The organism is Mucilaginibacter ginsenosidivorax (genome assembly GCF_007971525.1).
GTDB lineage: Bacteria > Bacteroidota > Bacteroidia > Sphingobacteriales > Sphingobacteriaceae > Mucilaginibacter > Mucilaginibacter ginsenosidivorax.
The window spans coordinates 5,805,789-5,830,345 of sequence record NZ_CP042437.1; the positions used below are offsets into that span (position 1 = coordinate 5,805,789).

A 24,557-nucleotide genomic window follows, 5' to 3' on the forward strand; every position below is an offset into this window, starting at 1 on the left:
TTTAAAAATTAGTGGATAGAATAACGCCATACTCTAGTACGCCTGAAGGGGTACTATTGCTTGAACCCGCGTTGGGAGCTATTCCCTGCGAATTATTCCCATATACTGAATTACTCGCTACAGGGTCAGAGTCGAACCTGCCTGGTCCCTTTATAAGCTGTGGGTCGCCGTATATGTTATTTTTTGCATAGAAGTTGAATAGATTTCGTCCATATATCCCTATATTCAATTTTTTGATCGTCTTACTCTTGACAATCTGTTCATAATTGAGAACTACTTCCTTCACCTTGAAAAAGCTCGAATTGGTTAAAAAATTTGCACTCGCATTTGCAACAGTGTTGTACAGGAAGCTATTAGCATCCAATGTTTTGATACTGGTATTCGGTATAGATTTCCCATTAGCATCCAGGTAAACCGAATTCGGGAATACAAAGGATTGACGGCCGTTATATTCTGTCAGAACGTGAAGACCTGCTCTGGTCATATTTTCTGCACGGGAGAAATAATGCTGACCTCCGATATTATATTCACTAAGCGTTGATAAGGCGAATTTTTTATAGGTAAAATTCAGGGTAAGCCCTCCAACATATTTGGGGGTCGTCGTTCCTTTATAGACTGGGGTTTGCAGGTCTGAGATGGGGTAGCCGGTGGATGAATCGATGATGACCCTGCCCTGTGCATCCCTTTTGTAATCATATAGCCAATATTCAAATGCCTGATGCCCCTCGCGTGCGACTACACCCATTAATCCGTCTCGTCCTCCAGGACGCGAAACAACATAGACTCCATTGTAGTCCGGCGCTAATTTTATCACTTTATTACTATTCATGGCAATGTGAAAACCGGCATTAATATCAAAACCGTTTGGATGTTTTAAAATGGAGTTCAGGTTAAGGTCAACCTCATATCCGGTATTATTCAGTACACCCAGATTGTCAATGGTAGGCGAACCACTAAGCCAGGATGTACCCGACTCTGTAATCACACCATTGTTGTGTTGCCAATACCAGGCGAAATTGATGGAAAGGAAATCCTTAAATAACCTTGCCGCAAAACCACCTTCCAGACTTAAAATTTTCTCAGGTTTCAGGTTCGGGTTAGGATTTCCTGGAATATAATTGAACCCGACTAATCCGCCGCCTGACGGAGTAGTGTAAGGATAGTTATAATAAGCCGCCGTTTCTAAAGTTCGTTCAGACTGGAAAGGTTGTATATTCATGTTTGCAGTGGTCGTGACAGCGCCACGGAGTTGCAAAAAAGATAACCAAGACAGGCGCTGCAAAGCCTTTACCGATTCTTTCATCAAAACAGATACGTTACCGCCTATATAAAGGTCTTTTCCCCTTCCCGCTGCAGCCCGTTTGGAGTCCCAGTCATTGCGTGCTGTAAGTTCGAGAAATGCTCTTTGTTTATAGCCGATGGAGGATGATGCAAAAAAAGAATACCGGCGTGAAAGTACATAGCGTTCAGTGGCATTTGGGTATTGGGCAGAAAATGCAAGATTGTAAACAGGAATGGACAAACCGCTGGACTGACCGCTAACATCTTTATAACGGTTTTCGTCAATCGTATTACCGATCAAATTTCTGAAATCAAAATCCCCTGATTTATTAAGAGTTGTAATCAACAACTGGTTATTAACTGAGGAATTTGTCAGGTTGTCTTCATCTAGCCTCGCGAGAAGGTCAAAATTCCTAAAAAAGCCACCGTTCTGTTTTGCCCAATCTGAGAAATTAACCGGTGCTGTAGTACGTTTGGAATAAATATTAGCTAGAACAATACCGGGATTGTCTCGTATGGTGAGCCATGGTAATGGCTTAGCCGTCAAGCTTAAACTGATAACCGCGGAATTTTGAGTTTTATGGGATCGATCACCTGCAATGGCCTGATATGGACTTTGGTAGTCCGCGTCGGACCAATAATGATTGTTATCTGCCCACTCATAATTTGTATAATTCTTGTATTTTGAAAAAGGAATATAGGTAGGGCCAGAGGGGCCAAAATTCTCCGGACCTAAATCGCTCAGTTCACGTGCGAAATTTACCTGGTATTGTGCCTCAAAAATACCCAGCTTTCTGCCAGCTGCTAAAAACGCGTTTATTGTATTGCGCTTATCCCCCGGCAAAACACCTCTCTGAGTGTTATAGGCCATTCCGAGGTAAAAATTTGAATTCTCATCTCCCTGGGAAATCGACAAATTGTTTTGGACGGTAGATGCAACATTGAAGAATTGACGATAGTCATTTTTATGATTATAGGTCACCTCCTGGAATTGTCCGTTTTCGTCAGGACGGCCAATTTTAACCAGGCTTCCGTTATATCTTGGTCCCCAACCGTTGTTTGCAGTTCCACTGAATACGCCATTTCCGTTCTGGTCTACCTGTCCTGTTCCACTTCCGTAATCATGTTGTTCGTATTTGTTCGCTCTGTAATCAATGCGTTGAAAAGTTACCGCACTCCGGAAATTAATGATCGGCTTACCCTTTTGGCCTTTTTTCGTAGTGATAATGATTACTCCATTAACCCCTTCCGGGCCATATAGTGCAGTTGCATTCGCTCCTTTAAGTACAGTTACTTTGTCGATATCGTTAGGGTTTATGTTATTGATAAAGTCAAGAATTAAATTTGCCGAATTCTGGTCAGAGCCAAAGGAAAGCGGCGATCCGTTTAGGATGAATAAAGGCTGGTTATTACTTGTGGTTGAGAAAGACCGGATACCTCTAAGCAATACCTGCATCTGTGGTGTCATATCAGCGCTTTGGGTGGCAATATTTAAACCTGATACACGCCCTGATAATCCGCTGAGTAAATTACCCGTATTACCTTTCGTTAGGTCCTCTCCCTTAACTGTGGCTGTACTATAGCCTATTTCCTTTGATGATCTTTCCACACCAAAAGCAGTTACAACAACCTCATTGAGCGTACTTACTTTGTTATGCATAATGATATTAAAAGTTGTTATCCCTTTGATTTTTATTTCCTGGGATGCCATTCCTACGTTTGAAATGACAAGGATTGCATTATCATCTATATCCGTAATTTCAAAGTTTCCTTTTTCATCTGTAACGACAACCCGCTGGGAGTTTTTGACCTGAACCGTGGCTCCAACAATTAATTCGCCCTTCTCATTTTTCACCGTTCCTCTGACAGTAACCTTATCATTTGATTGGTCTTGGTTGGAAGGGGATTGAGAAGAAGTTTCTTTGACGTCAATTTTTTGGATATATATAACTTTTCCCTCAACCTGGTATTTAAGGCCTTTGCCTTTTACTGCAAGAGAGATGGCATCTTCGATGCTTAAATCTTTTGCTATGATAGAAACCATACCCACGCTTTTTAGGAGATCCTCGTTATAAATAATGGAAACCCCCGACTGTCTCGAAATCTCATCAAAAACTTTCGAAAGAGGGACACCCTTTAAGGAAAGGTTGATGTGCTGTCCGCGACTGCTCGCAGCAACCTGTAGGAATGCAAATGTCAGAAGAAATGTAATAATCCGCCGCCAATCTGCAGCGCGCGTTACGGGAAGCTGTTTCCCATCAGGGTTTAATCTCATTTTATTTAGAGTTGATTTTATTCGTTATTCACCTGGCAATCACTTTCCAGGTCAGTTATTTTGCTAAAGCGAATCTCCTGAAGATGTTAATGCATTATTCCAGGCAATTCATTTTCCCTTTATAAATAATCCAGGATCGTTTCTCACCATTAGTTACAGCAGGACATATAGTTTCCGGCCAACTAGCCGGTAGTGATATATCCCGTTTCCTTCCAGCAGTTTTATCAGATCCTCAATTTTAATTTTCCGATCAATCCTGCCACCAAAGTGGTCTGGTAAATTGGGAGCAGTATATTCAACATCGATATCATACCACCTGGAGACTTCCCTCATTATCGTTTTGATATCGGTATTTTTAAATTTGAAAAATCCTTCACGCCACGCTAGTGCCTCCTCTATGTCAGCTTTGTCGTCGATAATAACGGACGGACTTCTGTTGGAGGTAATGGCTTGTTGTCCTGGCCGAATTATTTGATGGGAAATGCCGTTGCTAACATCAACTCGACCCTCCACGAGTGTGGTGCGTCGCTGAGCTTCATCAGAATAGGCCATTACGTTAAACTTTGTTCCAAGCACTTTTATGGCAGTACTGCCGGAGCTAACGATAAATGGACGCAGCCTGTTATGGGTTACTTCAAAATAAGCCTCTCCAGTAAGTCTAATGCGGCGTTCGTTTCCTTTAAAAACGGTAGGATAGGTAATCGATGAAGCGGCGTTTAACCATACGTTACTTCCATCGGGAAGAACTATATGAAACTGGCCGCCCTTTGGCGTAGTTAGTGTATTATATACAACGGGATCATCACCAACGCCTTTATGATATAGCAGATTACCGTTTTGTTTTATTATTGTAGCATTACCCTGCTTGCTTACCTGTCCGTTTTTGGCTGAATCAAGAATAACTTTGCTGCCATTTGCGAGGGTAAGTATGGCCTTGTTGTGATTTGTTATTTCCTTAGAAGAATTTAATAAAGCCTCCTGTTTTCCTGCATTGTGAGAACTTTGCCTGAACAGGAAAATGCCACCTCCAATAAAGATGAGAATTGCTGCGGCGGCTGCAATTGCTTTTTGAAAACGAAATCGGTTTCTATATCGAAATTTATTACCGTCATTAATTCCGAGAGCAGCAAAAACCTGATGAATCGCTTTTTCGGTATTGTATTGCGCATTTAGCTCATTCAAGTTTTCAATTACATGCTTCCGGTTTTTAAGTTCGTTATAAAGGACAAGGCTATCCTCACTTTCCCGAAACCAATCCAGGAGGTCTTCCTGCTCATTGGGCGATAATTTATCTCCTTCGAATTCCCTATAGATTAAGTGGCCTATGTATATATAATAATCTGATCCGTATTTTTTACTTTTCAAGGGCTTGGGTGTTTTAGTTTAATAAAAACACCGGCAATAGGCCTTTGTCCCAGAACGATTTATACTTTTTTGAAAAAATTACTTCGGTGTATATTAACAACCCGGGAAAAAAATACTTATTATGCTGTCGGACTATAAATTCATTTGAAGCATAGATGAGACTAATACACCTGATTGTTGAGTGAGCTCTCCCAAAACTTTAGGACCAACCGATATTTTGAAACGGCGAATTATTTCAGTGTTTTTGTAATGACCAAAAGTAGCGGAATTCCAAGATGGCCAAATTGTTTTCGGAGTAATACTAAGGAATTATACTTTTGGTTACGTACAGTTTTACGACTAATGTTAAGCTTATTTGATATTTCTTCGATAGTTAGCCCTTCCTCAAAACTCAGTAGGAAAACCTCTTTCATTTTTTCAGGCAATTGCTGAACAAAAAGGTTAATCTCTGCCAGGAATTCAAGTTTCACGATTTCACCATCGATGCTATCAACGGCAAGGCTTTCCAAACGAGCTGCATTTAATAATTTATCTTCTTCCCTTTTCCGTCCCCTAATCGAATTTAGTGCTCCATTTTTAGTAACAGTGAATAGGAAAGCTTTAACACCGTCCAAATTTTTAAAAGCCCCGCCTGACTGCCAATAACGAATAAATGATTCCTGAACAATATCCTCTGCCATAGACGGGTCATGTGTAAAATGTTCGGCATAACGGCACAACATAGGAAAATATGCTTTCATTAGATCCTCCAATGCGGAGGAATCTCCTTTAGTCAGGCGAATAAAAAGATCGCTTTCAATACTTTTATTATTTCGGGGTGTGTTAACCATTAATTATTAATCCTTTTCTTTATTTATTAAGGGTTCCCAGAGTAATCTGGATCCTTCCTTTTTGATTTAACCATTATCATTTTAAATAAAAAGGGGATATCATCAGGTAGACTATTACACCAGTTAAACTTACGTATAGCCAGATCGGCATTGACCATCTGGTTATTTTGCGGTGTTCCACTATTTTATTATTTAGTCCAAGGCCAATCGATATTAGCGCCAGTGGTACAATTATGATAGCAAGAAGAATATGAGTTAATAAAATGAAATAGTAGATATATCTAAAAAGATCACTTCCACTATATTTGGTTGAAGGCGTAGTGAAATGATATATTAAGTATGAGATTAGGAAAAAGGAAGTGAAGGAAAAAGCTAAGAATATAAATAGCTTGTGAATGGACATATTCTTTCGTTTAATGGCAATCAAAGCAAAAATTAGTGAAATAAAAGTGAGTCCGTTGAGTACCGCATTAAGTTGTGGTAACACTGAAAAATTATAGGCTTTTAGGGAACTAAATTTGGGCAAGAAGAAGGACAATGCGATTAAGCCGTTAATGGCAATTGTTAAGATCCAAGTGAGTGTTTTGTAATTTTTGATTGACATTTTTCAATTGTTTGCGACCTACATAAATATGTTTTTGAATAAAAATCAGGAGAACTAAAATGTCAAATATAAATTAAAACATACTATTTAGTATGTTTTTTATGGTTTTTTTATATTTTTATAGCTCTAATGGCTGCCGAACGCCGTTGAAAATAAGTGTACGTTGATTTTTGAATTGACGCCTTTGAAATTTACAATGGCATCAATCGAGTAGTAGTGATCTTTAATTGGCAAAATCAGGAAAATGAGTAAAGTAAATGTGGGTATAGTTCAAATGACTTGTACTGCTGATAAACAGCAGAACCTGCAAAAAGCAATTGCTAAAGTAAGGGAAGCTGCAAGAAACGGCGCGCAAGTCGTTTGTTTACAGGAACTTTTTACCACCCTTTATTTTTGCGATGAAGAAAACTACGATAATTTTAAGCTGGCCGAAGCTATCCCCGGTCCGTCAACCGATGAGTTATCAAAAGTCGCTGGCGAGCTTAACGTAGTGATTATTGCTTCATTGTTTGAAAAACGCGCACATGGTGTTTATCATAACACCGCTGCCGTGCTTGATGCTGATGGTAGCTATCTGGGGAAATACCGCAAAATGCATATCCCCGATGATCCGGGCTTTTATGAAAAATTTTATTTTACCCCTGGAGACCTGGGTTACAAAGTATTCAATACTAAATTTGCTCGTGTTGGCGTGCTGATATGCTGGGATCAATGGTTTCCTGAAGCAGCCCGAATTACTGCATTAATGGGTGCCGATATATTGTTTTACCCAACTGCTATCGGCTGGGATATCACACAGGATGAAGCTACCAATGTTGAGCAGTACAGCGCATGGCAAATCATCCAGCGTTCGCACGCAGTGGCAAACGGTATTCACGTGGTAAGCGTTAATCGTGTAGGCGATGAAGCTGGTGTAAAATTCTGGGGAGGTTCATTCTTCGCGAATCCGTTTGGTGTTATTATTCATCAAACAACTCAGGATCAGGAAGAGGTTATTGTAAAGGAATTGGATTTTGATAAATCTGATTATTATCGTACTCACTGGCCGTTTTTGAGGGATCGCCGTATTGATTCTTATCAGCCAATTACCAAAATATTTCTTGACGATGAGTAATTAAAAAACACGTTGTTACGAGGAAACAATGCAATCCCCAATTGGAAAGTTGAAAATGTAAGGTCTGTATGCCGGAAGCAATCTTTATGAGTTGTGGTGGACCACTCTTCGCATATATAAACTTTAACAATAACTTAATTTACAAAGCGGAGTATTGTAACAGCTTTGTTATATAATTGCCTAACTGACAAAGTGATAAATGGAGGATATAGAGTTACTGTCGAAAGTTAAAACGGATGACAGGGAAGCATTTGATTCCTTATTTTTAAGATATTACCCATTATTGTCGGATTTTTGCCGGTTTTTAGGTATAGGTGACGATGATGGGGAAGACATCGTTGCTGATGTTTTTTTGGACCTTTGGATAAAACGTGAACGCCTGTATATTCACACTTCGTTGAAATCATACTTGTACGGCGCTGTAAAAAACAAGGTTTATGCTTTAAAGCGTCAAAACCAAAAATTACAGTTATTGCCTGAAGAATATGCGTCGGACCAAGCTATAAGTGATCACCTTCACCCTGATGAAATACTGGTCAAAAAAGAACGCCTCAAAATGATCGAACGATTTGCAGAGGAGCTGCCGGAACAGGGTAAGGTCGTTTTTTTAATGAACTGGCAGCACCAGCTTGAGCACCATGAAATTGCCGAAATTTTAAACATCTCCGTCAACACGGTCAGAACCCATATTTACCGCGCTATAAATTATTTCAGGAAGCGCCTGCTTTCTGTTAAATAATCAACATCAATATTACCATTATATTAAATCGTAAAATCATGTAATCAGATTGTGCCTTTTTTGACACTTACCTCAAAATGGCATACATGGATGAGCATCATTACTTATTGATCATAGGCTACCTGGAGGGGAAAATAACTGAGGAGGAGACCCAGTATTTGCTGCAAAAGGTTCAAACGGATAAGGATTTTTCTGAAGCATTTGAAGATATAGCCGAGATCTGGTCGGCCAGAAAGCCGGTTCCCAATAACGGTAACAGGGCTAATGACGCGCTGTATCGCCTCAATAGGAAAATAGACCAGCTGGACACGGCACCAAGAAAAGTCACAGGCACGGACCAAAATCCCAAAATTGTAAAACTAAGGCCAGTACTGGCAATAGCAGCATCGGTATTGATATTAACCGGAGTTGTTTGGTTCTATAACGCCCGAATAAATAACAAACCAGCCGGCACATTTGCCCTCATCGAAACACATACGGTTGCGGGCCAAATGAAAAAGATCGATCTTCCGGATGGTACCGTTGTTACCCTCAATGCAGCAAGTAAACTGCGAGTTGCCGGCAACTTCGACAATGAGAAGCGTGAAGTTTATTTAGATGGTGAAGCGTTTTTTGATGTAAAAAGAGATCCGCAAAAGCCATTTATTGTGCATACCGGCAAGGTTGCCACCCAGGTATTAGGTACACATTTCAACGTATCGGCCTACCAAAACGACAGCAATATTATTGTCTCTCTGATACAGGGCAAGGTTCAGGTGGATATAAATAACGATCCGTCCAAACGCATCATCCTTGACCCCGGTAAACAAATGACCTATTCCCAAAATGATCATCAGGCCCATGTGACCGATTTTACAATCGAAGATATTACCGGCTGGAAGGTAAATAAACTGGTATTTAACTACGATAGCTGGACCGATGCCGCAAAAAAACTGAGCAGGTGGTACGGCGTACCTGTACAACTGGAAGACAGCACCTTGCTGCGCTGCAAGCTGAAAGGCACTTTTGATAATATCCCGCTAAGTAAAGTGATGGAGCAGATCAAAATGGTTTCGGATATATCATGGAAAATGCAGGGCAATACCATGATCATATCCGGTAAATGTAACTAAACACAAGAAAGGTAAAACTTAATGAAATAAAGAAAGCATAAAACAAAAACAGGCAGTATGATCAGATCACACCACCTGCTCCGTAATCAGGTCCTCGCCAAAGGACCCAATTCATTTTAGTATTAACAATCTCAAAAATATGAAAAAATACATATTCTCGCTTTTAAGTGCGATTTATTTGACGTGCACGGTTTTGCAAGTCAGTGCAGCCAATATAAACCGCCCATCTGATTCTATCAGTTGTACCATCAATGTTTCCGAAAAATCCATCAAGGAAGTATTCTCTTTAATAGAAAAACAAACCGGTTTACGCTTTATACACAATGCGACAGAGGCAGAGCTTAGCAAAAAGATCAGTCTTTCTGAAAATAACCAGCCTGTTGACGAAGTATTAAAAAAGATTGCCAAACAATCTGGTTTATCATTCAAAAGGGTTGACCAAACCATATATGTACAGACCACCGCCAGGCTCTTGCGGGTTAGCGGCAAAGTTATCGATGCACAGACAGGTGAAACTATGCCTGGCGTATCGGTAAGGATCAAAAGCAGCACCGATGGCACCGTAACTGACAACTCGGGCAGCTACCATATTGAGGCTGCTGAAAACAATATCTTGGTATTTTCATTCATCGGTTACCAGTCGCAGGAACTTGCAGTTTCGGGTGGCACACTCAATGTATCTTTAAAACCAGATCAGGCCGCGTTAAAAGAAGTGGTAGTAGTAGGTTATGGTAAACAATCACGCAAGTTACTTACCAGCTCTATCGTATCTGTTCAAAATAAAGATTTTAATAAAGGCGCATTGAGTAACCCGGCCCAGTTGCTGCAGGGTAAAGTTGCCGGTTTAAATATCACTCGCTCCGGCGACCCGAATGAAAGTCCGTCAATCAGTTTACGCGGCCCTTCAACACTGCGTACCGGCCAGGCACAGGAGCCTTTTTATGTCATTGACGGCGTAGCCGGTGCCGATTACAGGATCGTAGCTCCCGATGATATTGAGACTATTGATGTATTAAAGGATGCATCTGCAACCGCTATTTACGGTACACGTGCAGCCAATGGCGTAATCCTCATCACTACTAAAAAAGGCAAAAGCGGCCAAACCGCTATATCATACAATGCCTATGCAGGTGTTGAAAAAATTGCCAACAGCATTAAAATGATGAATGCCTCACAATTGAGTGACTACCTTAGTAAAAACGGCCTGGCCCTTGATCCATCTGATCAAAAAGGAGCCAATACCGACTGGCAAAAAGAGGTAAGCCGCACAGCTTACTCTCAAAACCACAACGTAGCCCTTACAGGTGGTTTTAATCAAACCACGTACAGCGCCTCGGTTAATTATTTTGATGATAAAGGTATTTTGAAAGGCAGTGCGCTCAACCGTTTTACTACTAAAATGGCGGTGGAGCAAAAGGCTTTTAATGACCGTTTAAAACTGGGTTTATCGGTAAACAATGCTACCAGTAACTCAGATATCATCCCCAATCAAAACATTGTATTGTATAACATGCTGCGTTACCTGCCAACGGTACCGGTAATGCAAAACGGGGTTTACACAGAAAACCTGCAACGCATACAGTACTATAATCCTGCGGCTTTGCTGGCCGATGCCTATCAAAAAACCAAAAGTAAACTGAGTTTAATAAATGCCACCGCCGAGTTGAAGCTTCCTTTGGGGTTTACTTACAACATCAGCCTGTCAACCCAAAATGAACAGGTTAACGGCGGATCCTACTACAACAGTCAGTATACCCTTGATCAGGGCGTTCATGGCGAAGCTTATCGTTCGTCGTTTGAAAACACCCGTAAAGTAGGCGAAACTTTTTTGACCTATGCCAAAACCACAGGCAAGCACGACATTAACGTGTTAGCAGGTTACAGCTTACAGCAGGATGTAAACGGCGACGGCTTCCAGGCCAACAACCGTAATTTCCCTACTGATGATATCGGTTACCTGAATATTGGCCTTGGTTCACCTGCCGGCGATTTCAGGACCGACTGGGGACCAAACCTGTATCAAAAACTGCGTTTAATATCATACTACAGCAGGGCGAAATACAGCTATGATAACAAATATCTGGTGCAGTTATCATTAAGGCGCGATGGTTCATCGGCGTTCGGGGCTAACAACAAGTGGGGAACCTTCCCTTCGGCTTCATTGGGCTGGAGAATCATTGAAGAATCATTCATGAAAAACCAGCATTTGTTTAATGATCTGAAACTGAGGGCCAGCTACGGGATCACAGGTAACTCGCTGGGCTTTGACCCGCTGATTTCGCAGATCAAATATGGTTCGGCAGGTGCTTTTTACTATAACGGCGTGTTCACCAACTCTATCGGCCCTTCGCAAAATGCCAATCCTGATCTGAAATGGGAAAAAACCACCATGTATAACTTAGGCCTGGATTTCTCATTATTTAACGGCAGGTTGAGCGGAACTATCGAAGCATATGATAAAAAAACCAACGACCTGATCTACTTTTACCCGGTATCAACCACTCAGTATTTTGTAGGTACCTTAACGGCTAATGTGGGCTCAATCTCTAACAAAGGGTACGAGGTTACCATTAATGCTACGCCCGTAGCTTCAAGCAGCTTCAAGTGGAATACTTCTGTTAACATCGCACACAACAAGAATAAGCTGGTATCGCTGTCAAACAGCAGCTTTAAGCTTGATTCCATTCCACAGGCAGAACCGGGCGGCCAGGGCGAATCAGGATACAAGGTACAAATCCTGAAAACGGGTTATCCGGTTGGCCAGTTCCTGTTGTACAAATATGCAGGTAAAAATGCCAATGGCGTATCGCAGTTTTATAGCCGTAGCGGCGGCGTTACCACCACTCCAACATCCAAAGATTATTTTTATGCCGGTAACGCGCAGCCTAAATTAGTATTTGGGTTCAATAACAGCTTTACTTATGGCAACTTTGATCTTAATGTATTTGTGCGCGGCTCGGTTGGCGGTAAAATCCTGAACGCTACCCTTGCCGATTTGAACCGTACAAGCGATGTGAGGAGCTACAACCTGCCCGCATCATCGGCCAACGAATCGCCTAAAGATGTGAATGCCTATTTATACTCTGATCGTTATATCGAAAGCGGCTCATACCTGCGTTTGGACAATGCCACGCTTGGTTATACTTTTCCAAAATTTACCCCGGGCATCCGCAACCTGCATGTATATCTATCGGGTAATAACCTGGCGGTTATAACCGGCTACAAGGGGATCGATCCGGAGATTTCATCAGGCGGGCTTACACCGGGCATCGATAACAAAAATTATTACCCGCGCACAAGAGCTTTCCTGTTCGGTTTAAGTGCATCATTTTAAATCATACACCATAAAAAGATCAACATGAAGACTATTTATAAATACTGCGCCATATTTTTTGCGGCCATCACTATATCATCATGCACCAAAGTTGATGTGCCTGTTGAAACCGAATTAACCCCTAAAAATTTCCCTACAACACCGCAGCAGTTTATCCTGGCTTCGGGAGCGGCTTACGCACAGTTGAGAGGATCGTTTGCACAATCATACTGGCAAATGCAAACCCTGAGTACCGATGAGGCTATTATGCCTGCAAGGGCCGGTGGCTGGCGCGATGGCGGCCGCTATCAACAACTGCATTATCACAGCTGGAATGCCGACCTGCCACAGGTGCAGGATGCCTGGACATGGGGCTTTGGTACCATCAGTACCTGTAACCGCATCATCGCTACTTTTGCTACATCGCCAGATAACGCCGCCAAAGCTACTACCATTGCCGAATTGAGGGCTACCCGTGCCATGGTGTTTTTCTTTATGATGGACCTGTACGGTAATATACCCGTAGTAACCTCATTCGGATCTGCAGATAAACCTGCTACTACCGCCCGTAAAGATGTTTTTGCTTTTATTGAAAAAGAGTTGAACGAGGTAATCCCAAACCTGAGCATCGTAGTTGATCAAAGCACTTACGGCAGGCCAACCCAATTTACCGCCTATGCCATATTAGCTAAAATGTACCTGAATGCCGAAGTTTACACCGGCACAGGCCGCTATAATGATGTCGTTAAAATGTGTGATAACATCATGCAATCGGGCAAATACAGTTTGGAGGATGATTATCTTAAAATGTTTTACCCAGACAACGGCCCTAAGGTTAAAGAATTCATTTTCGCTATCCCTTATGATCACGCGCAGGCACAGGCTGAGCAGTTTAGCTGGTATTCATTGCACCCGGCCCTGCAGGCTAAATATGGTTTATCATACCGCTTAAGTAACCCATGCAGCACTATCCCATCATACTACGCGCAGTTTAACGATCCTAACGATATCCGTACCAGCCTTTGGCTTATCGGTAAGCAATATGATTTTGCCGGTAACCCCATCATCATTAAAACCACTAAAAAAGGATTGGACGCGTCATACAGCGGCCCCGACCCTACAGCCCCGGTTGATTTCCAGTTAACCTTTACACCCGACCTTACCCTGGTTGATGTACCTACCTTCGAGGTTGGCGGCGATGAGCTGGGCAAAGCCAAGGGCATCCGCAATAACAAATACTATCCTGATGTTACCGCTACCGACCGTAATCAAAGTAACGACGTACCGGTTTTCCGTTATGCCGATGTAATACTGATGAAAGCCGAAGCTATTTTAAGAGGTGCTAATGTAACCAATGGCGAAACCGCCTTATCGCTGGTTAACCAGTTAAGGGCTAAACGCAAGGCAGCTACCTGGAGCAGCGTTGATCTGCCTAACCTGTTACAGGAACGCGCACGTGAGCTAAACTGGGAAACCTGGAGAAGAAACGACCTGATCCGTTTTGGCAAATATGAAGAGTCATGGGGTTACAAAACTGATAAGGACGTTAACAAACGCCTTTTCCCAATCCCATCTGCCGAGCTTATTCTCAACTCAAAGCTTAAACAGAATATCGGTTATTAATAATACCCCCTTTTTAATAAACTCAGCTGTCCCGTGTTTTCGGGGCAGCTTTTTAGTCTTACTGCGATTCTACAAAACTTCAATACCGCAAAATTGTCAGTCCTGAAAAGAAGGTGATAGATTTCAGCCTGGAAAATGGAAGGATCAAAATTGTCCTCTATGATGTATTTATTAAACTAATACATAGAAAATACTCAGATTTTTAGTTGGATATATAACATTAAATTAATTTGCTTAACCAACCGTTCTCAAAGTGAAAAAAGGCAGGTCGTATATTAGCAATGATCGGATGACTACTTAAAAAAAACTCTCTGTGAAAACGATAAAATATTCACGAAGCCATTTTTCAGGCTTATGCAGGAACCCGGTTAGTAAGGTGTTTTGAAATACATTGAAGGCTTTTCTAAATGTGTTCTCCAAAAGCCTGTATTGAGCGTAATATTCCCCTACGGGCTACTAAGATCAATAACAAAAGAAGGTAAAACCCTGAAAATCAAAATTTTGCAGGGTTATTCTTTATAGCCAAAACGCCATTTTATGCACCAATTCACTACAAAAAAGTGAGCAATTCGGTGAGTACTAAAATGGGAAATAACTACTCACCGAATTCGATTCAAATAATTGATAGTCAACATGTTCAAAAATTAAACATCTTGACAGAAGAAGATAGCAAGCCTAGTTTTGTTTAACTTTTAAAGCTTGTTATTATGAAAATCAACTTCCATTTGCTCTTTTATTTAAAGAAGCAAAAAAATTACCAGGACGGTACTGTCGCTATCTACATGCGTATCACTGTGAACGGCAAACGTGCAGAAATTTCAGCTGGCAGAGAATGTGACCCTACAAGATGGAATGCCCGTGCCGGAAAGGGGATAGGGACAAAAGAAGACATCCGGGCACTGAATAAATACTTAGAATCTTTACAAACTAAGGTAAAAGCGGCACATCAAACTTTAGTAGATGCAGGAAAAATCATCACAGCCGAAAGTTTAAGAGATCAATTCACGGGCAAAGAAGAAAAAAGCCGATATCTGATGGAAATTATCGACACTTCTTATGTGGAAAATCTCGGAGAAGTGTCGATATTATTGGAGAAATGAACCTGTCTTGGTATTTTGATAGGACTTCAATCTTTGAACTTAATATTAAGATTTTGTCCCTTTTTCGACATAAACAATCTCATTTTTTTAACCTCATCGGTTTCTTCGTCGAAAGCTGGTAAACTCTTAAGTGTTTGATAGCTATTCCTCACGCTGATAAACGGAAATTCTTCAAAATTGTAATATTCTAGACCAATTACAGGTGAATAAGAAAGGCTGTTTTTAGTTATAAAATCAACCATAGTTTTATCAGATTCTTTTACCACAAGTGCAATTTCCTCGATGTCTTTTTCCTCATTTTCCGTATTAATTTCAATTTCGAGACGACTTTGGTAAAAAATCAACATGATATCGCTTTCTTTGACATTTGCGGAAAACTTAAAATGCCTGGTTAAAATGTAAGAGCCAGTGGTCGTAGTACGCCAATCATAACTACTAGTGTATTCATGGGAAGCTGCCAAACTCATCCCCTCTAGACCAGCATTCACTTTATACTCGAGTATTGTTTCTGCTTTCTCTAATATCTTCATGATTTATTTAATGATTCTTAAAATACTAACATCGTCTTTTTTCCCTTATTTAGAGAATTTCATCGCACACACCTCATCATATATCTTGCTTTGCGCGAAATATGATAGGGATGAGACGAAACGCGCAACTTTATCAGAAGCATGTTGTATTCTCTCAATATTATCAGCAGATCATTTATGATTTTAAGCAATATAACAGGTTTGCCGAACACTCTACGGTCAAAGTCTACCGTAACTACTTGAACTCTTTTCCGGAATGCATTGATCAAGGGCTCCGGAATATATAATGATACGTCAGGCCCCCTAGACTGGGCTCGAACCGCCTAAATAAAGTAGCTACACATCTACCCACTATATTCCAATCAACAAATAAAAGTGGGCTTCGTTATTTTGCTTCTGTTTTTACAAGAAAATAAGTTCGAGCCACTCTAAGAAAAGTGCTACGCAAAAAAAAGAATGGCGAAAAGGTTTGCTGAATAATCGTAATTCCTTAAAACTTCGGGGTCAAATCTTTATGGAGCAGGGGGCTTGCCTCAAGATGTTTACAAAGGCTATCTAAATCCCTCAAATTGCCAATTTACCAATAAAAATATTTATATACTCTTTTAAAAACTCAAAAGGGCTTGCAATTGCAAACCCTTTTGCTGGCAGATAATGAGATATGATTTTAACTGCTTATACGATGAATAACCAGGTTATCATAGTAAATATAATCTGTTGTATTGGTCCACCACGATGAGTCATTACCGCCACGGAAGGTATGCCAGGTTAACTGATCTATTAATCGTTTACCATCATTAGTGGTCCAGCGAATATCCTGGTCAAGTATAATCGAACCATTGATAACGATCTGAACATGGCCGTTTGTATTGCTGCCACTATTGCTTTTGATATAAAGATGTACATGGTACCACTGGCCTTTATTCAAAGAGCCGCTGCTTGGATATGATCGTCCGAAAGTATCACCAAATGTTCCCGGTTGATCTTTATAATAAAGGTAAGGTTGGAAAAACACGCGCGAGCCGCTATTATACCACATCAGGCGGAGCGTCCCTCCATTACCATCCCATCCTGGGTCGCCCCCCGTATTGTGGTCGCCTATACCAAAACCGAAGCCAACTTTTCCGCCTTTTCCCCAGTTAAACTGGCTGTGAAACTTAACGTCATAGTCGGCCTCATAGGCAGTTCCGTTACCGAGTTGAGTATTGGAGATCAAACCGCCGCCATCGTCCAAATTAGGCACCAGAGTTACTCTGACACCAACACTGTTATTGCCATTGGTTGTATATGCGCCGCCTTGTCCGTACCAGGTATTTGTATTGCCAAAGTCGGCATTAGCGAGGCTTTGCGGATAATTAGCTCCATTGGCCCTGTTATCCCAATTAATGGTCCACGTGTTATTTATAGCGTTTACTGACAATTGTTTGGAAGCTGCAACCGCTTCTTCTTTTGGTAGTTCGGGTTTTTGAGCGACGCTCTCGTCTTTTTTACAGCTGCCTAAAAGCGCCATTGCAACCAGAGTGAACAGGCTGGTTTTTAATAAGGATGATTTCATGATAGATTAATAAATTTTGGTTATAAATTGGTTTATTTTAAACGTAAACAAATTACATTACCCTCGCATTAGACTTAGCCGCATCAGTACTGTAGTCTCCTTTCTTCCAGCGTGGAAAATAGTTTTCTCTGTTTACGGTAAGTCGTATGATAGCTACAGGCAACTTGTTGAATAACATTCTCTTAAAGATGATACCCTATTTTTTACCTCCTTCTTAAATCGGTTCAGTCATCGGCGATATATTCAGTAAAATAAGTTCAATGAAAAAGCCCCACAAGTATATAGGACTTAATCAGGGGCTAATACCTGGGTTGGCCACCATAGCTGAAATTCTTTCGCTCCGGTAGTTGTATTTCAATTACTTTTGTCTTAGTAAGGGAATTTGCAGGTTCGTGGGACGGTTTTCTTCTATATCAAAACCTCTTCCGTCAACATTTCGTGCTCCCCAAAATAAAAGATCACCTAAAACATAGGTCAGGTCGTACTCTTTAAATAGTTGCCCTTCTGCTAATCCAAACGGTGGAAAAGCCTTTCTTATAATATCCTGTCCTTCGTCAACCTTCCACTCTGCAAAGCATTGCGTATATTTATTAAGCACGTCAGCAAATCCCTGAGCTTTGGGAGTAACGACATAAGAGATATCAGCAGTAAAATTAACCTTCTGGGCTCCGGGGGCGATCGGATGATCGCCGAGCCATTCAATGTGCCCTCTAATTGCCATATTGGCTATCAGAACTTTACCATAAGGATCAGCAAGGTTTGTGACAATAAGTTCAAATGTGTCATCCTCATTGAGGGTAAATTTCCGGGTCAGGTAAAACGGTTTCAATAGCCCCTCTTCATTTTTAAGGCTACTTGGACGGATTTCAGGAGCGATACTTTCCCAGTGGCCAACCGATGATTCTTTTATCTGATTTACATCCATAAATATTTATTTAATGATTTTTAAGTTTTATTAAATTCGACAAACCAGTCAAAAAGGACAGCACGATATTTTATAATTGCGTAAGTTTTAAAGTATCCTTATGAAGCGGAAATAGAAAGATCCTGCCAATCTTCCCAAACTTTCCTGCGGTCCTCATAAACCCGATTTAGAATTGGCCACACGTCACCAAGTAAAAGTCGTAACGGTGGGTTTTTCTCATCAATCAACTTTAACATTATTGGGCCGGTTTTCTTAGGGTCAAAACTTTGACTGCCCATTACTTTTTTAAAACTCTCTTTAATTTGATCGTAAGCTTCAAGTGGTTTACTTTGTTTAGATGACGTTCCAAGCCAATCCGTCTCATATCCACCCGGCTCTACCAGTGTAATTTTTATACCTAACTCAGCAACTTCAGCAGCAAGTGATTCAGAGAATGCTTCAACTGCGAATTTAGATGCATGATAAATTCCTAAAACTGGAAGGGCTATGACTCCACCAATGCTGGAAATTTGAATTATATGACCACTTTTCTGTTTTCGCATTACCGGTAACGCCGCCTGCGTGACCCACAGCGTACCAAAAAAATTGGTATCCATCTGAGCACGTGCCTCTTCTTCTGATACTTCTTCAGTTGCTCCAAAATGTCCATATCCAGCATTGTTTATCACGACGTCCAGCCTGCCAAAATGTGAATAGGCTTGCTGAATCGCATTAAAGGCCGAATCTCTACTAGTAACATCCAAGGGTAATGTTAAAATGGAGTTGCCATATTTTTTGACAAGATCATCTAAAGCACTTATGTTTCTTGCAGTAGCTACTACATTGTCACCCCTTTCCAGAGCAGCTTCTGTCCAAACACGTCCAAATCCCTTAGACGCGCCGGTGATAAAAATTACTTTTTCCATTAGTATATCTCTTTAAGGTGAATTTGGTTTCACTATTTAAGCTTATCCTTGACAGTAAATATCAGTTTATTGGACGTTGCGAGACTGTAAATTTCAAAGCAAATCTTGTAGATTTTAAAGGTATTTGACAGAACTCAGTGCAGTTGCCACTAAAAATGCTCCTGTTCCTACTATAGAACACCTTATTGATAATCAATTCATTAATAATTATTTAAGGGTCAGACCCTTTAAGGACCCCGGTAAAAATATGCACCCTTCGAACCTTTGTACCGTCGATCAGGCAAGAACAAGTTCTCCTGATTCTACGGTCTTTGACATCGGGGAACAAAGCATTATCCACCTGAAAAATGGAAATTTTGCGAAGCTGAGATAATATCAACAAAGCGAACGCGCATTGGCAGCCGAGAGGCCGTATTGTAGAATACGACGTGAGTAGTTCCGAATTATATATAAACACCTGAAGGGGCCATAGTGCCCCTTTTTTTATGCTCGAAATTATGGAAAATCATCAATTAAAAGCCAGCGAGATCAAGGAAAATTATTCTCTTGTAGACCTTTTAACACACCTGGGTTATGTGCCGGTCAAGCGCGTTCGCAATGAACAACTTTATTTAAGTATGTTACGCGATTCTGATACCACGCCCTCTTTTTCTGTCAACGATAAACAGGGCACCTGGTATGACTTTGGCGAAGGTAAAGGCGGCAACATCATCGATTTTGGCTTGCTGTACTGGAAAGGTCTGTCCTTCCCGGAAGTCTTGGAAAAGATCGCACTGACCTGCGATGGCTCTGTTTCGGTTTTATCTGCGGCGCTTAATTATAAACGACAGCCCCTTGTTGAAAAAGCACCCAATTATGAGATACTGGATATTAAAGACCTCGGCAGCAATCCCGCCATCCTGAATTACCTGGAAAGCCGGGGCGTGGGTCAAGTGGCGGAAGGTAGGCTCAAAGAAATTTATTATTACGTAGAGGATGACGATAAAAAGCGGAATAAGTTCTTTGCAGCAGGTTGGCAAAACGAACAGGGAGCATGGGAAATCCGCAACCTGTATTTCAAAGGTTGTTTAGGTCACAAAGCCATTAGCTTTATCCCCAACTCGGAAAAACGACTATCGGTTTTCGAGGGATTTTTTAATTATTTAAGTTGGCTCACAGAGAACAAGTTCGCACCGGACAGCGTACTGGTCTTAAATTCCATTTCCCTTCTTCAGGTAGGCATAGTGAAAGCACAGGAGTTCCAGGACATTTCGCTTTATTTTGACAATGACCCATCAGGCAGGCAGGCCACCCTTGATTTCCAGGCCGCCATCCCCCGGGCAATCGACCGTTCAGGTATCTATAAAGATTACAACGATTACAACGACCTGATCGTCGCCGAGCGAAGAAGTTATCAATTGGAACGCTGAAAAGCGAACAAGTTCCCTTTTGGTCTTTCCCCTTGCAAGATGTGCTCCTGTCCGACAAAAAACCGCTCCGCTCGTTTTTTGCCAGCCAGTCGCAATCTTGCCCTGGACTTCGCTCCGTACCTACGCGAAGACCAGGGAGTATCGTAAACTCGCAACTCGTTTACTCTGATGAATGGTAGAGGCAGAACAAAGGGCAGGCCGCAGATGATAGCCGGTAAAAGGAGCAAAAAGATTGATGCCCGCTTTACCGAAGACGAATATGCTATCATCTGTGAGTTGGAGAAAACATTGGGCCTGACCAAAACAGAGTTGGTCAGGCAGCGGCTATTAAGCAATGCCGGTTTGCTGGTCGTGAATGCAAAGGAACTGATCGTTTTACTGGATCAGCTGGGTGCCGAGATGGGACGCTGCGGCAATAACATTAACCAGCTGGCAAAATATGCGAATATCCTGAAAAAGCGAGGTATGTTATCGCCTGTTGTGATCGAGCGGTTTAATGTTTTGTTTGAGCAATACCTCAAAAATCAACAAGCATTGGATGTCAGCCTGCGCAAAGTATTCCGGATGACCGGCGTTTAGTTCAGTGAGAACTTGTTTGCTGCGAATTTGTGCACAACGAATTTGGTTGGAGCGAATTTGTTTGCACCGCACTTGTTCAGGCCGAATTTGTTTTTAGTGCACTTGTTTGCAGTGAATTTGTGCGCAGTGAAAAAGTTCCGAATACACAAGTTTACAAAGAACAAATTATGATCGTCCATATCCTGCCGCCTGCCGGTGGTTTTCCCGCTGTTAGCTATAATACTGATAAGGTTGATGCAAATAAGGGCGAGTTGATGAAGGTGGCGAACTTTGGCGCTTTGCAGAGCCTAATGAACGTGCGCCCGGAGGATTACAAAAATCACCTGGCGATGGTATCGGCTATGAATAAGCATGTCAAGCGGCCGCAGTTCCATGTGGTGATTTCAGCAGAAGGCCGCACTTATGACAAGCACGAGCTGACCGCCATTGGCGAGGAATGGCTGGCGCAAATGGGTTATGAAAAACAACCCTACCTGATCATTTTTCATAAGGATACCGCCAATAATCACGTCCATTTGGTGACCGCACGAATCGACCGCACTGGTAAAAAGATCAGCGACCGCTTTGAAAAGATACGGGCGGTGGAGACTTTGAACCGCGTTTTGGGTATTGATGCCAAACATAACGCTAAAAGCGATATTGAAAATGCGCTGGCTTTCCGGTTTGCCAATGAAGCGCAGTTTCGGATGATCCTGGATAGCAAGGGCTATGTATTGCGGGAACGGGACGGGCTTTACGAGGTGATCAAATTCGGGAAGTTACAGGAAACCATCGACCGAAATTTGGTCACGGAAAGACTGAGCAAGGATGCCGATCAGCAGCGAAAGGTACAATTAAAGGCCTGGTTCCATAAATATGCAGCCGCTCATGACACCTCCTTAGAGAATGGGCGAAAAGGCTACCAGTCTGAATTTGCCGCTATTATGAAAGTCAAATTCGGGGTCGAACTGATATTTCACGCTTCCGGCGATAAGCCGCCTTATGGCTATTCCGTGATCGATCATTCCGGTAAAAATATTTTCAAGGGTGGTGAGATCATGCCTTTAAAGGAATTGTTAGCCAAGCACGTTTCCGAAAGCCCGGCAAAAGAAAAGCCACGGGTTCGTTACGAAAACAACACGAACCAACTGAACTACTATGCCGCATTATTAAAAGCGGCGATGTACAATTACCCTGATCTGACGCAGGGTTTACAGCACCAGGGCCTGGTCATAATTAAAAACGAAGATGGCTTTACCCTGCATGATCCGGCAGCTGGTGTATTCATTATTACGAATGAACTGCTAAATGAAAAGCAGAAGCAGGTGTTAGCCAATCGCTTTAGCACCGAACAACCGCAACGACAGCATCCGGCTTTTCCCGGTATCAACCTGGCATCAGACGTAGACGATGATGCGGTATTAGGGATGAAGCGCCGCCGAAAGAAAAAAGCAAGAACCAATCTCCGCTGACAATTAAAACAAATCTTATGGTCATTATTATCGGGAACCAGAAAGGCGGTGCCGGAAAGAGCACGCTCACCCTTTTGCTGGCCAATTATCTCACGCAAAATAAAAAGTGCAAAGTCACCGTGCTGGATATGGATTACCAGCAGTCGATTTCCCAAAAATTCGAGAAAGCAAAAATACTGGAGAACGCTGAGCCTTACGAGGTATTGGCATTTGGGCTGTCAGACTTTCCAATGATGGCGGACACCATCCGGGATAATCCAAAGGACATTGTGCTGATCGACCTGCCGGGCAAACTGGATGATGATGGTTTGATAGGTGTCTTTAAAGCAGCACAGGTAGCGATTTGTCCATTTGCCTATGATGAGTTTAGCTTTGATTCAACGATCCCTTTTGCTTTGGTATTGAAGAAGATTAACCCGGAGGTGCATTTATTATTTGTACCCAACCGCATCAAGGCCAATGTCAAGTACGAGATCAAGGCGGATGTGAATGAACAGCTGAACCAATTAGGCCACGTAACTGAAGCGATTGCCGACCGTATCGATTTTCAGCGCACCAATACTTTCCAGACGCCGCTAAACGTGCAGGCGCTTTTGCTGCCGGTTTTCGACCAGGTTTTTAAAGACTTTATCCAACCTTATTTATGAGCGAGATCAAAACGCTGGCCGACCAGTTAAGGAGTAAGATGGCCAAACCGGATACGCCGGAAAAGCCGGTAAAAGTGGTTAAACCCAAATCAGCAAAGCCGCCGGACATCCCGGAGATCGTTTCATTGATGCGCGATCTCGATGTCAGTGCCAACAAAACGCTGATCCATGCAAGGGTGGATGCGCAAACTGCGCAAATGATCCATCATCTGAAGATCGCCACCGGCATAGAGGTGACGCGCCTGATCTGCTTTTCTATAAGGCAGCTATTCGAGCAGAACCCCGAACTCAAATCATTAATCAAAGCACACTTAGCCAACTTCGAGCTATGAACCCAAAAATCCTTCGCCAGCAGCGCGACCCGGCCTTCAATGAAATACTGGACCGTATCAGGGCCTATGATAACAGCGACCATAATAGCGTCGTGCATATCCGGCTGGATGAATATACGGTTGTGATCCTGAACCAGCTCAAGCTGGCTACAGGCATTGACATTACCAAAGTGATGGCCTTTGCCATCAGCGACCTGCTCAAACAGCACCCGGAACTGCGGCTGGCTATCGACCAATTCTTAAAACAACTCAAAACATGAACTGGACCCATTTTTTACTTTGGCTGGCTGGCGGCTATGGCCTTTACTATTTGATCGTTATCCTGACCGACCTGGCGCACAGCAAACGGCAGGACGTAGCCAGCGGAAATCCGCATGAACTGACCTTTTCCGAACAAGTCACGCCGGTTCAGCTGGCGGCCCAGGCTGTACAGCCAACAAAATCCCCTAACAAAAATGAAGTGATCGGTTCCGGTGGGGTGCCGATCACCGATCTCTTTCGCCTGGCCAAACAGGAAGCCATCATCTATACACGCTCTGTCAGCTTTTAATATGAAAGCATTTTTATTGACTTTTTGCTGCTGCCTGCTGGTATTGGGCGCAGGCGCGCAGCCTGGCATTTCGGAAATGCAGCAGGCGCAGCAAAATTTAAGATCGACTTTCTTTTCCGCGATGGACTGTTCGCTGGTGCTGGCCGCCGTGTTTGGCATTATCGGCGCGGTGCGTATTTACCATAACTGGCAAATGGGGCATCCGCGCATTGACGAGCAGGTAGCCGTCTGGTTCTTTGCTGCCTTTTTTATGGTGCTGGCAGGGGCTTTCCTGCGTGGCGTGTTTGGCCTCTAAGTTCTTTAATACCCCTCCATAAC

The 24,557-nt window shown here is 42.3% G+C and carries 22 protein-coding genes; 14 read left to right on the forward strand and 8 right to left on the reverse strand.

The window, feature by feature from the left end; translation table 11 throughout:
- Position 1 precedes the first annotated feature (1 nt).
- From FSB76_RS24265 to FSB76_RS33000, 4 genes are all read right to left on the reverse strand, one after another.
- Positions 2-3,556 (reverse strand): SusC/RagA family TonB-linked outer membrane protein, encoded by a 3,555-nt coding sequence (locus FSB76_RS24265; protein ID WP_147058002.1) that lies wholly within the window; start codon positions 3,554-3,556, stop codon positions 2-4.
- Between the two features lie 153 nt (positions 3,557-3,709).
- Positions 3,710-4,921 carry a FecR family protein gene (locus tag FSB76_RS24270; protein ID WP_147058003.1) on the reverse strand — a complete coding sequence of 404 codons (1,212 nt, stop codon included), beginning with the start codon at positions 4,919-4,921 and terminating at the stop codon, positions 3,710-3,712.
- 230 nt (positions 4,922-5,151) lie between these two features.
- Complete coding sequence (locus FSB76_RS24275) at positions 5,152-5,751, reverse strand: RNA polymerase sigma factor (RefSeq protein WP_147058004.1); 600 nt, start codon at positions 5,749-5,751, stop codon at positions 5,152-5,154.
- Positions 5,752-5,827: 76 nt separating this feature from the next.
- Positions 5,828-6,355, reverse strand: coding sequence for a DUF420 domain-containing protein (locus FSB76_RS33000; RefSeq protein WP_147058006.1), 528 nt, complete (start codon positions 6,353-6,355; stop codon positions 5,828-5,830).
- A gap of 244 nt (positions 6,356-6,599) precedes the next feature.
- Between FSB76_RS33000 and FSB76_RS24285 the strand changes: the two genes are divergently transcribed.
- The 6 genes from FSB76_RS24285 to FSB76_RS24310 all read left to right on the forward strand — a co-directional run bounded on the left by FSB76_RS24285 (position 6,600) and on the right by FSB76_RS24310 (position 15,356).
- Positions 6,600-7,469: a carbon-nitrogen hydrolase gene (locus FSB76_RS24285; RefSeq protein ID WP_147058008.1), complete on the forward strand. Its 870-nt coding sequence runs from the start codon at positions 6,600-6,602 to the stop codon at positions 7,467-7,469.
- A gap of 199 nt (positions 7,470-7,668) precedes the next feature.
- Positions 7,669-8,208: an RNA polymerase sigma factor gene (locus FSB76_RS24290; RefSeq protein WP_147058010.1), complete on the forward strand. Its 540-nt coding sequence runs from the start codon at positions 7,669-7,671 to the stop codon at positions 8,206-8,208.
- A gap of 77 nt (positions 8,209-8,285) precedes the next feature.
- The gene (locus FSB76_RS24295; protein ID WP_147058012.1) at positions 8,286-9,320 is read left to right on the forward strand and encodes a FecR family protein; all 1,035 of its coding nucleotides are present in this window, start codon (positions 8,286-8,288) and stop codon (positions 9,318-9,320) included.
- Positions 9,321-9,459: 139 nt separating this feature from the next.
- A complete protein-coding gene (locus FSB76_RS24300) occupies positions 9,460-12,654 on the forward strand; it encodes a TonB-dependent receptor (protein ID WP_147058014.1) in 3,195 nt (1,064 codons plus the stop codon).
- Between the two features lie 24 nt (positions 12,655-12,678).
- The gene (locus FSB76_RS24305) at positions 12,679-14,256 is read left to right on the forward strand and encodes a RagB/SusD family nutrient uptake outer membrane protein (protein ID WP_147058016.1); all 1,578 of its coding nucleotides are present in this window, start codon (positions 12,679-12,681) and stop codon (positions 14,254-14,256) included.
- A gap of 707 nt (positions 14,257-14,963) precedes the next feature.
- On the forward strand, positions 14,964-15,356 hold the full coding sequence (locus tag FSB76_RS24310) for an Arm DNA-binding domain-containing protein (protein ID WP_147058018.1): 393 nt from the start codon (positions 14,964-14,966) through the stop codon (positions 15,354-15,356).
- Between the two features lie 26 nt (positions 15,357-15,382).
- Here the strand turns inward: FSB76_RS24310 and FSB76_RS24315 are convergent, their stop codons facing one another.
- The 4 genes from FSB76_RS24315 to FSB76_RS24330 form a co-directional block, all read right to left on the reverse strand.
- Complete coding sequence (locus FSB76_RS24315) at positions 15,383-15,886, reverse strand: hypothetical protein (protein ID WP_147058020.1); 504 nt, start codon at positions 15,884-15,886, stop codon at positions 15,383-15,385.
- A gap of 667 nt (positions 15,887-16,553) precedes the next feature.
- Positions 16,554-17,441, reverse strand: a complete 888-nt coding sequence (locus tag FSB76_RS24320; RefSeq protein ID WP_147058022.1) for a polysaccharide lyase — start codon at positions 17,439-17,441, stop codon at positions 16,554-16,556.
- A gap of 358 nt (positions 17,442-17,799) precedes the next feature.
- Positions 17,800-18,366 (reverse strand): hypothetical protein, encoded by a 567-nt coding sequence (locus FSB76_RS24325; RefSeq protein WP_147058024.1) that lies wholly within the window; start codon positions 18,364-18,366, stop codon positions 17,800-17,802.
- Between the two features lie 98 nt (positions 18,367-18,464).
- Positions 18,465-19,271 (reverse strand): SDR family oxidoreductase, encoded by an 807-nt coding sequence (locus FSB76_RS24330; RefSeq protein ID WP_147058026.1) that lies wholly within the window; start codon positions 19,269-19,271, stop codon positions 18,465-18,467.
- A 497-nt stretch (positions 19,272-19,768) separates the two neighbouring features.
- On the opposite strand from FSB76_RS24330, the gene FSB76_RS24335 reads away from it, so the two are divergent.
- The 8 genes from FSB76_RS24335 (at position 19,769) to FSB76_RS24370 (ending at position 24,534) form a co-directional block, all read left to right on the forward strand.
- A complete protein-coding gene (locus tag FSB76_RS24335) occupies positions 19,769-20,680 on the forward strand; it encodes a CHC2 zinc finger domain-containing protein (RefSeq protein WP_158642971.1) in 912 nt (303 codons plus the stop codon).
- Positions 20,681-20,848: 168 nt separating this feature from the next.
- Positions 20,849-21,259, forward strand: a complete 411-nt coding sequence (locus FSB76_RS24340) for a plasmid mobilization protein (protein ID WP_147058030.1) — start codon at positions 20,849-20,851, stop codon at positions 21,257-21,259.
- A gap of 29 nt (positions 21,260-21,288) precedes the next feature.
- Positions 21,289-22,710 carry a relaxase/mobilization nuclease domain-containing protein gene (locus FSB76_RS24345; protein ID WP_147058032.1) on the forward strand — a complete coding sequence of 474 codons (1,422 nt, stop codon included), beginning with the start codon at positions 21,289-21,291 and terminating at the stop codon, positions 22,708-22,710.
- Positions 22,711-22,727: 17 nt separating this feature from the next.
- Positions 22,728-23,357 (forward strand): ParA family protein, encoded by a 630-nt coding sequence (locus tag FSB76_RS24350; protein ID WP_147058034.1) that lies wholly within the window; start codon positions 22,728-22,730, stop codon positions 23,355-23,357.
- Entirely contained in the window at positions 23,354-23,689 is a 336-nt protein-coding gene (locus FSB76_RS24355; RefSeq protein WP_147058037.1) for a hypothetical protein, read from the forward strand. The genes FSB76_RS24350 and FSB76_RS24355 overlap by 4 nt, the downstream gene beginning before the upstream one ends.
- Positions 23,686-23,949, forward strand: a complete 264-nt coding sequence (locus FSB76_RS24360) for a hypothetical protein (protein ID WP_147058039.1) — start codon at positions 23,686-23,688, stop codon at positions 23,947-23,949. The genes FSB76_RS24355 and FSB76_RS24360 overlap by 4 nt, the downstream gene beginning before the upstream one ends.
- On the forward strand, positions 23,946-24,239 hold the full coding sequence (locus FSB76_RS24365) for a hypothetical protein (protein ID WP_147058041.1): 294 nt from the start codon (positions 23,946-23,948) through the stop codon (positions 24,237-24,239). Before FSB76_RS24360 ends, FSB76_RS24365 begins: the two co-directional genes overlap by 4 nt.
- Before the next feature lies 1 nt (position 24,240).
- The gene (locus tag FSB76_RS24370; protein ID WP_147058043.1) at positions 24,241-24,534 is read left to right on the forward strand and encodes a DUF4134 family protein; all 294 of its coding nucleotides are present in this window, start codon (positions 24,241-24,243) and stop codon (positions 24,532-24,534) included.
- Positions 24,535-24,557 lie beyond the last annotated feature (23 nt).

Coding starts and splice junctions, on each gene's coding strand:
- FSB76_RS24340 (WP_147058030.1), top strand. CDS start 20,849: ATGAATGGTAGAGGCAGAACAAAGGGCAGGCCGCAGATGATAGCCGGT.
- FSB76_RS24295 (WP_147058012.1), top strand. CDS start 8,286: ATGGCATACATGGATGAGCATCATTACTTATTGATCATAGGCTACCTG.
- FSB76_RS24365 (WP_147058041.1), top strand. CDS start 23,946: ATGAACTGGACCCATTTTTTACTTTGGCTGGCTGGCGGCTATGGCCTT.
- FSB76_RS24290 (WP_147058010.1), top strand. CDS start 7,669: ATGGAGGATATAGAGTTACTGTCGAAAGTTAAAACGGATGACAGGGAA.
- FSB76_RS24355 (WP_147058037.1), top strand. CDS start 23,354: ATGAGCGAGATCAAAACGCTGGCCGACCAGTTAAGGAGTAAGATGGCC.
- FSB76_RS24320 (WP_147058022.1), bottom strand. CDS start 17,441: ATGAAATCATCCTTATTAAAAACCAGCCTGTTCACTCTGGTTGCAATG.
- FSB76_RS24360 (WP_147058039.1), top strand. CDS start 23,686: ATGAACCCAAAAATCCTTCGCCAGCAGCGCGACCCGGCCTTCAATGAA.
- FSB76_RS24265 (WP_147058002.1), bottom strand. CDS start 3,556: ATGAGATTAAACCCTGATGGGAAACAGCTTCCCGTAACGCGCGCTGCA.
- FSB76_RS24335 (WP_158642971.1), top strand. CDS start 19,769: ATGGAAAATCATCAATTAAAAGCCAGCGAGATCAAGGAAAATTATTCT.
- FSB76_RS24300 (WP_147058014.1), top strand. CDS start 9,460: ATGAAAAAATACATATTCTCGCTTTTAAGTGCGATTTATTTGACGTGC.
- FSB76_RS24350 (WP_147058034.1), top strand. CDS start 22,728: ATGGTCATTATTATCGGGAACCAGAAAGGCGGTGCCGGAAAGAGCACG.
- FSB76_RS24285 (WP_147058008.1), top strand. CDS start 6,600: ATGAGTAAAGTAAATGTGGGTATAGTTCAAATGACTTGTACTGCTGAT.
- FSB76_RS24370 (WP_147058043.1), top strand. CDS start 24,241: ATGAAAGCATTTTTATTGACTTTTTGCTGCTGCCTGCTGGTATTGGGC.
- FSB76_RS33000 (WP_147058006.1), bottom strand. CDS start 6,355: ATGTCAATCAAAAATTACAAAACACTCACTTGGATCTTAACAATTGCC.
- FSB76_RS24310 (WP_147058018.1), top strand. CDS start 14,964: ATGAAAATCAACTTCCATTTGCTCTTTTATTTAAAGAAGCAAAAAAAT.
- FSB76_RS24305 (WP_147058016.1), top strand. CDS start 12,679: ATGAAGACTATTTATAAATACTGCGCCATATTTTTTGCGGCCATCACT.
- FSB76_RS24275 (WP_147058004.1), bottom strand. CDS start 5,751: ATGGTTAACACACCCCGAAATAATAAAAGTATTGAAAGCGATCTTTTT.
- FSB76_RS24315 (WP_147058020.1), bottom strand. CDS start 15,886: ATGAAGATATTAGAGAAAGCAGAAACAATACTCGAGTATAAAGTGAAT.
- FSB76_RS24325 (WP_147058024.1), bottom strand. CDS start 18,366: ATGGATGTAAATCAGATAAAAGAATCATCGGTTGGCCACTGGGAAAGT.
- FSB76_RS24330 (WP_147058026.1), bottom strand. CDS start 19,271: ATGGAAAAAGTAATTTTTATCACCGGCGCGTCTAAGGGATTTGGACGT.